Source organism: Variovorax sp. UC122_21 (assembly GCF_044056785.1).
GTDB lineage: Bacteria > Pseudomonadota > Gammaproteobacteria > Burkholderiales > Burkholderiaceae_C > Variovorax.
Genome location: NZ_CP172004.1, coordinates 1,619,530 through 1,628,621, shown reverse-complemented (window position 1 = coordinate 1,628,621; position 9,092 = coordinate 1,619,530). Strand labels below are relative to the sequence as shown.

Annotated in this window: 10 protein-coding genes and 3 tRNA genes; 2 read left to right on the top strand and 11 right to left on the bottom strand. The window is 66.3% G+C overall.

Annotation, left to right across the window (positions count from 1 at the left end):
* Positions 1–3: 3 nt before the first annotated feature.
* The 5 genes from ACHMXE_RS20125 to ACHMXE_RS20105 form a co-directional block, all read right to left on the bottom strand.
* Positions 4–993, bottom strand: coding sequence for a TauD/TfdA family dioxygenase (locus ACHMXE_RS20125; protein ID WP_209546501.1), 990 nt, complete (start codon positions 991–993; stop codon positions 4–6).
* Between the two features lie 111 nt (positions 994–1,104).
* Positions 1,105–1,836: a thioesterase II family protein gene (locus ACHMXE_RS20120; protein WP_395350973.1), complete on the bottom strand. Its 732-nt coding sequence runs from the start codon at positions 1,834–1,836 to the stop codon at positions 1,105–1,107.
* A gap of 26 nt (positions 1,837–1,862) precedes the next feature.
* Positions 1,863–2,114 (bottom strand): MbtH family protein, encoded by a 252-nt coding sequence (locus ACHMXE_RS20115; protein ID WP_395350972.1) that lies wholly within the window; start codon positions 2,112–2,114, stop codon positions 1,863–1,865.
* A 176-nt stretch (positions 2,115–2,290) separates the two neighbouring features.
* Positions 2,291–2,554, bottom strand: coding sequence for a FecR/PupR family sigma factor regulator (locus ACHMXE_RS20110; RefSeq protein WP_395350971.1), 264 nt, complete (start codon positions 2,552–2,554; stop codon positions 2,291–2,293).
* 119 nt (positions 2,555–2,673) lie between these two features.
* Positions 2,674–3,198: a sigma-70 family RNA polymerase sigma factor gene (locus tag ACHMXE_RS20105; protein WP_209546508.1), complete on the bottom strand. Its 525-nt coding sequence runs from the start codon at positions 3,196–3,198 to the stop codon at positions 2,674–2,676.
* Positions 3,199–3,617: 419 nt separating this feature from the next.
* On the opposite strand from ACHMXE_RS20105, the gene ACHMXE_RS20100 reads away from it, so the two are divergent.
* Positions 3,618–4,457 (top strand): plasmid replication/partition related protein, encoded by an 840-nt coding sequence (locus tag ACHMXE_RS20100; RefSeq protein ID WP_395350970.1) that lies wholly within the window; start codon positions 3,618–3,620, stop codon positions 4,455–4,457.
* Positions 4,458–4,479: 22 nt separating this feature from the next.
* Here ACHMXE_RS20100 and ACHMXE_RS20095 read toward each other — a convergent pair whose 3' ends face one another.
* Positions 4,480–5,064, bottom strand: coding sequence for a YSC84-related protein (locus tag ACHMXE_RS20095; RefSeq protein ID WP_203202197.1), 585 nt, complete (start codon positions 5,062–5,064; stop codon positions 4,480–4,482).
* A gap of 116 nt (positions 5,065–5,180) precedes the next feature.
* A complete protein-coding gene (locus ACHMXE_RS20090; RefSeq protein WP_395350969.1) occupies positions 5,181–5,942 on the bottom strand; it encodes an SDR family oxidoreductase in 762 nt (253 codons plus the stop codon).
* 99 nt (positions 5,943–6,041) lie between these two features.
* Here ACHMXE_RS20090 and ACHMXE_RS20085 point away from each other — a divergent pair, with 99 nt between their 5' ends.
* Positions 6,042–6,938 carry an AraC family transcriptional regulator gene (locus tag ACHMXE_RS20085; protein ID WP_395350968.1) on the top strand — a complete coding sequence of 299 codons (897 nt, stop codon included), beginning with the start codon at positions 6,042–6,044 and terminating at the stop codon, positions 6,936–6,938.
* 333 nt (positions 6,939–7,271) lie between these two features.
* Here ACHMXE_RS20085 and ACHMXE_RS20080 read toward each other — a convergent pair.
* From ACHMXE_RS20080 to gltX, 4 genes are all read right to left on the bottom strand, one after another.
* A tRNA-Asp gene (locus tag ACHMXE_RS20080) sits at positions 7,272–7,348 on the bottom strand.
* Between the two features lie 69 nt (positions 7,349–7,417).
* A tRNA-Glu gene (locus ACHMXE_RS20075) sits at positions 7,418–7,493 on the bottom strand.
* Positions 7,494–7,548: 55 nt separating this feature from the next.
* A tRNA-Ala gene (locus ACHMXE_RS20070) sits at positions 7,549–7,624 on the bottom strand.
* A 72-nt stretch (positions 7,625–7,696) separates the two neighbouring features.
* Positions 7,697–9,088 carry a glutamate--tRNA ligase gene (gltX, locus tag ACHMXE_RS20065; protein ID WP_296796881.1) on the bottom strand — a complete coding sequence of 464 codons (1,392 nt, stop codon included), beginning with the start codon at positions 9,086–9,088 and terminating at the stop codon, positions 7,697–7,699.
* Positions 9,089–9,092: the final 4 nt, after the last annotated feature.

Sequence of the window (9,092 nt, the reverse complement as noted above, 5' to 3'; positions counted from 1 at the left end):
AGCCTAGAAACGTCCGAGGTTGCCGTGCGGCTCCGCCATGGCCACGATCACTTTGCGCGGCCCCTTGAATGGCGATCGCGCATGGGCCACGAGCATGTTGTCGAGCATCAGCACGTCGCCCTCTTCCCAGCGGAAGGACACGGTCTCGGCATCGAGCGCCGCGCGCACTTCGGCGAAGATCTCGTCGCCGATGACCGAGCCGTCGGCGAAGAAGGTGTTGCGCGGAACGTTCTCGATGCCGTAGAGCTCCTCGAGCACCTCTCGTTCCTCGGGATCGCGCGCCGAGATGTGGAACAGGTGCGCCTGGTTGAACCAGACCAGCTCGCCGGTGACCGGATGGGTTTCGATCGCCTGGCACCGCTGGCGCGTGCGCAGGCCGTCGTCGTCCTTCCACTCCCATGCGATGTCCGAGCGGGTGCAGAAGGCCTCGACCTCGGCGCGGCTTTCGGTGTTGAAGACCTTCTGCCAGGGCACGTCCATCTCGCCGAAGTTGCGCACGTAGAGGATGCCCGGCTCGAACAGCGCGCGGATGCGCGCGGGGATCCGCCGGTAGACCGCGCGGCTGTCGGCGATCGGCGTCTCGCCGCCTTCGGGCGAGGCGGTGACGCAGTGGAACCAGATCTTCATCGGCCACTCGCGCGTGTAGGCCTGCTCGTTGTGCAGCGGAATGCTCTGGTGCGACGGGTACTCGGTCGAGGTGTAGACACCCGCACCGGTGGACGCCGACACCGCGGAGCGCGGCGTGGAGGCGAACTCGTACTTCAGCAGCGGATGGCCGAACGAAGAGGCGAACTGCTGGAAGGTCTCGACCGTGGGCACGGCAAAGCCGCGCAGCAGCACGCCACCGGTCACGGGCAGCGCCTGCTCGATCCGCGAGCGCAGGCCTTCGACGGCGGCGAGCAGGTTCTCGCCGGGCTCGGCGGGTGCGATGAGAACGGGAAGATCGGAGCCGGCCGGCGCCTTGCGCTCGAGCCTGGTAAGCATTTCATTCATGTCGTCGATTCCTTTGCTGCGCGGCGCCCGGCACGGACGCCTTTTCGAAGGGCGCGGGACGCCGCGCCACGGGCATCGAGATCCGATGGCATCGGGCACGCGGGCGCCGGCTCAGGCCAGCGCGCGGACCGCATGCCTGCCGGAGCCGACCGCCTGGCCGAGGCGGCGCACGAGCGCCTCGAGAAATGCCGCCTCTTGCTGCTTGATGAAGAAGTGGCCGCCATCGAACCAGTCCCGCGTGAAGACGTCGCCGGCCTCGGCCGACCAGGCCTCGATGGATGCGGGCTCGATGTCGTCGTGGCGGCCCGCGAAGGCATGCAGCGGCACCGGCAGCGCGGGCGCGCCGGCGGGTGCGGCGCGGTCGAAGCCGCGGCAGATGCGGTAGTCGGCGGCCAGCACGTCGAGCGTGATGCGCATCAGCTCGGCGTTGGCGAACACCTCTTCCGGCGTGCCGCCCTGCTTGCGCAGATCGGCCGTGAGCGACGCGTCGTCTTCCCTGCCGGCAAAGCGCTGCGGATCGCGCCGCGCGGGCGCCGCGCAGCCGGAGACCAGCAGCGCCGCGGGCAGCGTTGCTCCCGCTGCCTGCAGCCTGCGCGCCATGCCATGCGCGAGCAGCGCGCCCATGCTGTGGCCGAAGAGCGCGAAAGTGCCGCCCTGCATCGCCAGGGCGTGCTCGTGGCACAGGCGAGCGACGAGCGCCTCATGGTCTTCGACGAAAGCCTCGCCCATGCGCGCGCCACGGCCCGGCAGCTCGACCGGTGCGATACGCACCCAGGCCGGCATCGCGCGGCGCCAGCGCAGATACATGGTGGCGCTGGCACCCGCGCATGGCAGGCACAGCAACGTGACGGGCTCCCGCGGCGTCACGATCAACCGGCAGCGGTTTCGGTCGCGGGGTGCTTCTGCTGCGCGGCCATCCAGTCGCGCAGCGATTTCGGACGCATGTCGGTCCACGTCTGCTCGACGTAGGCCAGCACTATCTTCTTGTCGCCTTTGACGCCGTCGACGGCGGTCCATCCGCCGGGCACGGCCTTCCAGTGCGGCCAGATGGAATATTGGTCTTCGTGGTTGACCAGGACGATGAAGGTTTCGTCTTCGCGGTCGAAACAGCTGGTAGACATCGAGGCATCCTTGTGCGGTTGAACATGAGGAGCGCCTGCGACCGGCCCGTGCGGGCGTCGCGTGGAAGGCGCTCCTGCTCAACAGGACGCTTCAGCGAGTCATCTGTTCATTTCGCACGGGACCGAGAGCCCCGGATGCGTGCACGGTGGCGGCGCGGCCGCCACGCGAAGGTGCGTCAGTGCTTGCCGGGTGCGGCGCCCGAGTCGCCCGAGTCGTCGTCAGGGATTTCGTCGCTGCCGACGTCGTTGGCCGGCGGCACGATGCCGGCCAGCAGCCAGAGGCGGGCTGCCTTGTCGTAGGCGCGCCGGTGGGCCGGATCGGCGGCCAGCCATGTCGTCATCTCGTCCCGCGCCGCAGCGTCGAAGGTGTCACGGTCGTATTCCCGCTGCACCCACGTCCATGCGGCATTCCAGACGGGATCGTTCTTGTCTTGAGTCATGCCAGAGGGTGGTTCGCGTTGTTCTTGCCGGCGCCTCGCGGCGCCGTGCTGCCATCGCAGCAGGCACGAACCATACCAAACCGTATCGATGCCCGCCGGCATGGGCGGTCAACGCGCGGTCAGTCGGCGTCGAGCAGGTGGGCGCAGCCCTTGATGGCGGCCGCCGCGTCGGCGATCAGCCCGTTGACGAGGCCCAGCGCGCAATCGAGCCGCGCGGCGATTTCGCGCTGAGTGAGGCCTTCGAGGCGATAGAGCTCGAAGACCATGCGCGTGCGCGGCGGCAACTCGGCCAGCGCACGATCGATCGCATGGATGACCTGGCGTTCGCGCATGCGGCGATCGGGCGTCTCGACGTTGGGAATCTCGAGCACTTCCACGTCCACGTCGAAGGTGCGGTAGTTCGACTCGACGCGATGGCGCCGGCAGTAGTCGAGCGCCATGTTGCGCACCACCTGGCAGCAGTAGCCGATGGGCTTGTCGGCCTGGCGCACCGAGGCGCCATCGACGATCTTCAGATAGGCGTCCTGCACCACGTCGTCCGCGAGATCGGAGGTATTGACGATCTTCCGGGCGACGCGCCACAGCTGCGCTCGATGGGCGATGAAGACTTCTCCGAGCGAAGGCTCGGACAAATGCGATGGCATGTGCAACACCTCTTGAGAGCGGGGCGAGACGGAACGATGCAAATCCGGTCGGCAGTCAGTTACTACTTTGGTAAGCCAAAAACAGAATAAGAATCATTCCTATTTATAACCATGTTCAGGCACCTCGTTGCGCTCGCATCGAAGCGAGACACAGGACAAAACCAGTTGGGGGAACTCGACGTTGCAGCGGGACCGGAACGATGTTTCGCGATGGAAACCTCAGGCCCGCATTGGCTTGCGCGGTGGCGGGCGATGATAGCTCAGATTGTTTGACAACGATGCGTCAGTATTGACGAGCATTCATCGCGGATTTATTTCGTTCGCGTCGTTCTCTCATCGCACCAAGAGTACTGTCGACACCTCCCGGCAGCACGCGATCCGCCCTCTAGAATTCCGCCCCTCAGTCCGATCGCGCATCCATGAACATCGTCGTCAACGAAGAACTCAAAGCCTATATCGACCCCCTCACGCCCGAGGAGCATGAAGCCCTCGAGCGCAGCATCCTCACCGAAGGCTGCCGCGACGCGCTGGTGCTGTGGGGCGACGTTCTCGTCGACGGCCACAACCGCTATGCGATCTGCCAGAAGCATGGCCTGCCGTTCCAGACCGTGCAGAACACGCGCTTCCAGTCGATCGAGGACGTGCACCTGTGGATGATCGACCAGCACCTGGGCCGGCGCAGCATCTCGGATTTCGTGCGCGGCGTGCTCGCACTGCGCAAGAAGGACATCGTGACGGAGCGCCGCGCGCGCACGGCGAACGCGTCGTCCGCCACCGCGGATGCCGATGCGCCCACGAGCTCAGCCGCGAGCAGCGACGATGCAAGCGTGCCGCCGCCCGCGCCGCTCAACAGCCGCGAGGCCATCGCCAAGGCCGCGCGCATCAGCAGCACCCAGGTGCAGATGATCGAGAAGATCCAGAAGCAGGCCGCGCCCGAAGTGGTGGCCGCGGTGAAGTCCGGCACCATCTCGATCAACGCGGCCGCAGCCGTCGCGAGCCTGCCCGCCGAGGAGCAAGTGGCCGCGGCGAACGCGGGCAAGGACGAACTCAAGCTCGCGGCCAAGCGTGCGCGCGAAGCGAAGCGCAAGCCGCGCGAGGACGAAGCCGAAGCCTCGTCCGAGCATGAATCGCCACCCTTCGATGCGCCCGATTCCGAGCAGGTTCAGGCGCTGAAGCAGCGCGTGGCGGCGCTCGAAACCGAGAACAAGGCGCTGCGCGAGCAGATCGCCACGCTGCAGCTGCAGCTGGCCGCCGCCTGAGCACGCGGCGGCCGGCACCGCATCAGAGCGCGATCTCGGTCACCTTCGCGCCCTGCACCGAAACGCCGGCCTCGAGCCCCACGTTCGTCAGCACGAAGCCCACCACGGGCTGGCGGATCGTGTTGGTGTCGATGCTGCCGTTGGCACCGATCGTTGCGACAGCCACGGTGGCATCGGCACCGGCCGTCCATCCCTTGCTGCCGCGGAACTTGTCGAGCGCGGCCTGCGTGGTGAACAGGTAGATCACCGCCTTCGACTGCGCGCCCGCCTGGAAGCCGATCGATCCCGAGGTGGTGCTGTAGTAGGACTGCGTGCGGCCGTTCACGCGCAAAGCGCCGCGGCCGTATTCGGCGCCCACGCCCATGCTCGCGCCGACCACCGCCGGGAACACCAGCACGCCGCTCGACTTGGCGACGAGTTCGCGCGAGCCGCGCACCGAGTCGTAGAGCTTGGACAGCGAGGCATCGACCTGCGCGTCGATCGACGCGCGCGAGGACGCACTGCTGGCCTGGTTGTCGGGACGCGTGGTCGTGCAACCGACGAAGGCGAGGCTGCTCGCGGCCACTGCACAGGCGACGGCCACCGTACGAAGCGAAGAGATGGGCATGGCGAACTCCTTTGCTGAAAACATGACGCAAACCGCGCCCGCGACGATGCGGGCGTGGTCATGCTACGGCGCGCACTTCACCCTATCGCGCGCTGTGGAAGCCCGCCTACGCCAACTCAAGCCGATGCAGAAGCCACGTTCGCGCGGGTCAGCGCGACCGCGTCGGCGCCCGCGGGGAAGCGCAGTTGTCCCGACTCGTCGTGCACGGCGCGCCACACGGTCTCGGCCACGTCCGATGCCGTGGTCACCTCCGAGATGCCTGCGAAGGACGCGAAGACCTGCTGCGCATAGGCCTCGTAGGCCGGCGGGATCAGGCCTGCCATGCGCGACTGGCCGTTGCTCGTGAAGTTCGTGCTCGGTGCATAGCCGGGCTGGACCAGCTTCACGCGCACGTCGAAGGCCGCGAGCTCGTGCGCCAGCGAGCCCGTGAATCCTTCGATGGCCGTCTTGCTGGCCGTGTAGACCGCGACCAGCGGCATCGGCGCCAGCGTGGCGCTCGAGGTCACGTTCACCACCACGCCGGCACGGCGCGCGCGGAACTGCGGCAGCACCGCCTGCGTCATCGCCATCACGCCGAAGGTGTTGGTCTCGAAGACTTCGCGCGTGGTGGCCATGGGCGTCGCCTCGAAGGCACCGAGCAGCCCGATGCCCGCGTTGTTGACGAGCACGTCGATGGGTCCGCTCGCCTCGAGCGCGGCGGTGACGCTTCGCGGATCGGTGACGTCGAGGGCCACGATGCACAGTCGCTCGTCGCGCGGCAACAGGTCTTCGCGCGGCGTGCGCATGGTGGCGATCACGCGCCAGCCTTGCGAGAGGAAATGGCGCGCGGTCTCGAGGCCGTAGCCGGACGAGCAGCCGGTGACGAGGACGGTTTTCATGGAGGTTTGCTGAGTGGTTGACATGGAAGCGAACGATATCCATGGATAACCGGACTATCTACAATGAAAAGTCCACGATTCATTTGCAAACGTCCGGCCATGAGCGATCCACTCTCGGAGGTCATCGCGCTGCTCAATCCGCGCGCCGTGTTCTCCAAAGGCATCAGCGGCGCCGGCCGCTGGGCGGTCCGCTATTCGGATTTCGGCCAGCTCAGCTTCTGCGCGGTGATCGATGGCAGTTGCCGCCTCGCGGTCGAGGGCCAGGAAGCCATCGCCCTCGAAGCGGGCGACTTCGTGCTCATGCCGGCGACGCCGGGCTTCACGCTGTCGAGCTTCGAGGCGGCCGCTCCCGTTCACATCGATCCCAAGCTCGCGCCCGCCCCCGAAGGCGAGGTGCGCCACGGCATGCGCGACGGCCCGCCCGACGTGCGCCTGCTCGGCGGCTATTTCGTCTTCGATTCGCCCGATGCGGCCTTGCTGGTCTCGCTGCTGCCGACGCTGGTGCATGTGCGCGGCGTCGACCGGCTCTCGGTGCTGGTGCGGCTGGTCGGCGAGGAGTCGAGCGAGGAGCGCTCCGGGCGCGAACTCGTGCTCACGCGCCTGGTGGAAGTGCTGCTCGTCGAGGCCCTGCGTTCATCCTCCGGCGAGGACGCGCCACCCGGCCTGTTGCGCGGACTGGCCGATGCGCGACTCGCGCTCGCGATGCGCCAGTTGCACGCCGATCCCGCGCGGCCATGGACCGTGACGCAACTCGCGCAGAAGGCCGCACTGTCGCGCTCGGCCTTCTTCGATCGCTTCACGCGCGCCGTCGGACTGCCACCGATGGGATATCTGCTGGCCTGGCGCATGGCGCTCGCGAAGAACCTGCTCAAGCATCGCGACCTCGCGATCGCCGAGGTCGCCGAACGCGTGGGCTACAGCTCGGCAAGCACCTTCAGCACAGCGTTCAGTCGGCATGTGGGACTGCCGCCGGGACGCTTCGCACGCCGTGCGTGATCCCTCGCGCGGGGTCGTATGCGGGCGCCTGCTACAATCCGGTCTCGCTCGGGCCATCCGGGCGTTGCCTGGCCAGGCAAGCTGAATCTCACACCAGCGCGTCGAAGTCACTACGACGAGAAAAACAACAATGACTTCCGCAAGGGAATCTTTGCCGTAGCGTGGACCGCGTAAGAGTTCACGACCATATTTCCAAAGCCCGCCTCGTGCGGGCTTTGTTCGTTTGGGGGTCTTGCGCGATGACCGCGTTGCACGAAGTCCGAGCAAGCAAGAAATCGAGGGCGGAAATGACAAACGGGCTACGCGATCGCTCGCGTAGCCCGTTGCTTTATGTGGCGGAGTGGACGGGACTCGAACCCGCGACCCCCGGCGTGACAGGCCGGTATTCTAACCAACTGAACTACCACTCCTGGTAGACAACGTTCACTCCTTGCGGAGTCGAGTGTTGACGACTCGTGCCTGCTTCACTTGCATGAAACTGGCGACCCTACGGGGATTCGAACCCCGGTAGCCACCGTGAAAGGGTGGTGTCCTAGGCCTCTAGACGATAGGGTCAAAACCTTAGGAACCGTGCTGCGATCAGCACTTCTTCTCTTCTCGACACTTTTGATGGTGGAGGTAAACGGGATCGAACCGATGACCTCTTGCATGCCATGCAAGCGCTCTCCCAGCTGAGCTATACCCCCTCTTTGACATTCCAGTGCTTCTTTTCAGAATCACCTTGTGTCGGTGTCGAGCCTCAAATTATAGACCGATTTTTAGGCTACTTTCAAACGCTCGATGATTTTTTCTTTAGAAAAAATCGCGAGGACCGCATCGAGCGATGGTGTCTGTGGCGTCCCCATCACGAGAACACGCACCGGCATCGCCAGAGCAGGCATCTTGAGCGAATGCGCAGCCAAGGTTTCCTTGATGGCCGCGGCGATCGTCGCCTTGTCCCACGTCGGAAGGGTGGAGAGTTTATCCGCAAGCGTGGCCACCGCAGGCTTCACCGCATCGGTGATGTGTTGCGCGCGGTCCGCTTCGCTCGCGTGGACGTCGGCATAGAAAGCTGCTGCCCAGTCGGCCAGTGCGACCGTGGTCTCGCAGCGGTCCTTGAACAGCGCGCAGATGGCGACGAGCCGATCGTCGGCCTCGATGCCGCGCTTCTTGAGCTGCGCGGCCACCAGCGGCGCGAGCGCGTCATCGGGCTTGGCTTTGATGTACTGCGCGTTGACCCATGCGAGCTTGGCCGCGTCCCATTGCGCCGGGCTCTTCGACAGGTGCGAACCGTCGAACCAGCTCACCATCTGCTCGCGCGTGAACAGCTCGTCGTCGCCGTGGCTCCAGCCGAGGCGCGCGAGGTAGTTGAGCATCGCCTCGGGCAGGTAGCCGTTGTCCTCGTAAGCGGTCACGCTCACGGCGCCGCGGCGCTTCGAGAGCTTCTGGCCGTCGTCGCCGAGGATCACGGGCACGTGGCCGAACTGCGGCAGCGGTGCGCCGAGCGCGTGGAAGATGTTGATCTGCCACGGCGTGTTGTTGATGTGCTCGTCGCCGCGGAACACGTGCGTGATGTTCATGTCCCAGTCGTCGACCACCACGGCGAAGTTGTAGGTGGGCACACCGTCGGGCCGCAGGATGATCAGGTCGTCGATCTCGCGGTTGTTGATGGTGATCTCGCCCTTGACGAGGTCGTTCCAGGTCACGTCGCCTTCGGGCGGATTGCAGAAGCGCACCACCGGCGGCACGCCTTCGGGCACGGGCGGCAGCACCTTGCCGGGCTCGGGACGCCAGCGGCGGTCGTACAGCGTCTTCTCGCCGCGCGCCTTCTGGGCCTCGCGCATCTCGTCGAGCTCGGCGGGCGTGGCGTAGCAGTGGTAAGCCGTGCCGGCTTCGAGCATCTGCGCGATCACGGCGCGGTAGCGCTCGAGGCGCTGCATCTGGTAGATCGGGCCCTCGTCGTAGTCGAGGCCGAGCCAGTGCATCGACGCGAGGATCTGGTCGGTCGAATCCTGCGTGGAGCGCGCGACGTCGGTGTCCTCGATGCGCAGCACGAACTCGCCGCCATGGTGGCGCGCATAGGCCCACGAATAGAGCGCGGTGCGCGCGGTGCCCAGGTGCAGGAAGCCGGTGGGAGACGGAGCGATGCGGGTGCGGACTTTGCCGGTCATGGAA

Excerpts from the sequence above, each read along its gene's own strand:
- ACHMXE_RS20125 (WP_209546501.1), bottom strand. The coding sequence starts at position 993 with ATGAATGAAATGCTTACCAGGCTCGAGCGCAAGGCGCCGGCCGGCTCC.
- ACHMXE_RS20115 (WP_395350972.1), bottom strand. The coding sequence starts at position 2,114 with ATGTCTACCAGCTGTTTCGACCGCGAAGACGAAACCTTCATCGTCCTG.
- ACHMXE_RS20110 (WP_395350971.1), bottom strand. The coding sequence starts at position 2,554 with ATGACTCAAGACAAGAACGATCCCGTCTGGAATGCCGCATGGACGTGG.
- ACHMXE_RS20105 (WP_209546508.1), bottom strand. The coding sequence starts at position 3,198 with ATGCCATCGCATTTGTCCGAGCCTTCGCTCGGAGAAGTCTTCATCGCC.
- ACHMXE_RS20100 (WP_395350970.1), top strand. The coding sequence starts at position 3,618 with ATGAACATCGTCGTCAACGAAGAACTCAAAGCCTATATCGACCCCCTC.
- ACHMXE_RS20095 (WP_203202197.1), bottom strand. The coding sequence starts at position 5,064 with ATGCCCATCTCTTCGCTTCGTACGGTGGCCGTCGCCTGTGCAGTGGCC.
- ACHMXE_RS20090 (WP_395350969.1), bottom strand. The coding sequence starts at position 5,942 with ATGAAAACCGTCCTCGTCACCGGCTGCTCGTCCGGCTACGGCCTCGAG.
- ACHMXE_RS20085 (WP_395350968.1), top strand. The coding sequence starts at position 6,042 with ATGAGCGATCCACTCTCGGAGGTCATCGCGCTGCTCAATCCGCGCGCC.
- gltX (WP_296796881.1), bottom strand. The coding sequence starts at position 9,088 with ATGACCGGCAAAGTCCGCACCCGCATCGCTCCGTCTCCCACCGGCTTC.